Consider the following 720-nt stretch of genomic DNA (forward strand, 5'->3'; position numbering starts at 1 on the left):
GGTCGTCAGACCCGGAAGCCGAGGGCCCGCAGCTGCTCGCGGCCGTCCTCGGTGATCTTCTCGGGGCCCCACGGCGGCATCCAGACCCAGTTGATCCGGACGTCGTCGACGAGGCCGCCGTCGGGACCGGCGGTGAGCGCGGAGCGGGTCTGCTCCTCGATCACGTCGGTCAGCGGGCAGGCCGCCGAGGTCAGCGTCATGTCGATGACGGCGGTCCCGCCGTCCCGGTCGATGCCGTAGACGAGGCCGAGGTCGACGACGTTGATGCCCAGCTCGGGGTCGACGACGTCCTTCATCGCCTCCTCCAGGGCCTCGAGGGTCGCGCCGTCACCGGCGTCGGCCCGGGCGGGCGGCTCGGGCGTGCCCGCCGCGCCGCGCACCACGTCCTCGGAGGTGCTCTGTTCGGTGGTCTCGCTCATGCCGGACTCCCCTCGGAGTTCTCGATGCGGGCGTCGGTGCGGCTCACCGCGTCCTTGAATGCCATCCAGCCCAGGAGAGCACACTTGACCCGCGCCGGGTACTTGGCGACGCCGGCGAAGGCCACGCCGTCGCCGATGACGTCCTCGTCGGGCTCGACCCTGCCGCGTCCCTGGGCCATCTCCTGGAACGACGCCATGCTCTCCCACGCCTCGCCGCCCGGCTTCCCGGCGACGAGGTCGTGCAGCACCGACACCGACGCCTGGCTGAACGAACAGCCCAGCGTCTCGTAGGACACGTCGG

Annotated in this window: 2 protein-coding genes; both read right to left on the reverse strand. The window is 71.9% G+C overall.

Going from position 1 to position 720, the window contains the following annotated elements:
- Positions 1 to 5: 5 nt before the first annotated feature.
- Positions 6 to 419, reverse strand: a complete 414-nt coding sequence (locus DBV35_RS29060; RefSeq protein WP_108663918.1) for a metal-sulfur cluster assembly factor — start codon at positions 417 to 419, stop codon at positions 6 to 8.
- A partial coding sequence (locus DBV35_RS29065; RefSeq protein ID WP_205648934.1) for an iron-sulfur cluster assembly scaffold protein occupies positions 416 to 720 on the reverse strand: 305 nt, incomplete at its 5' end. The genes DBV35_RS29065 and DBV35_RS29060, both read right to left, overlap by 4 nt.

It is taken from the genome of Acuticoccus kandeliae (assembly GCF_003073115.1).

Excerpts from the sequence above, each read along its gene's own strand:
- DBV35_RS29060 (WP_108663918.1), bottom strand. The coding sequence starts at position 419 with ATGAGCGAGACCACCGAACAGAGCACCTCCGAGGACGTGGTGCGCGGC.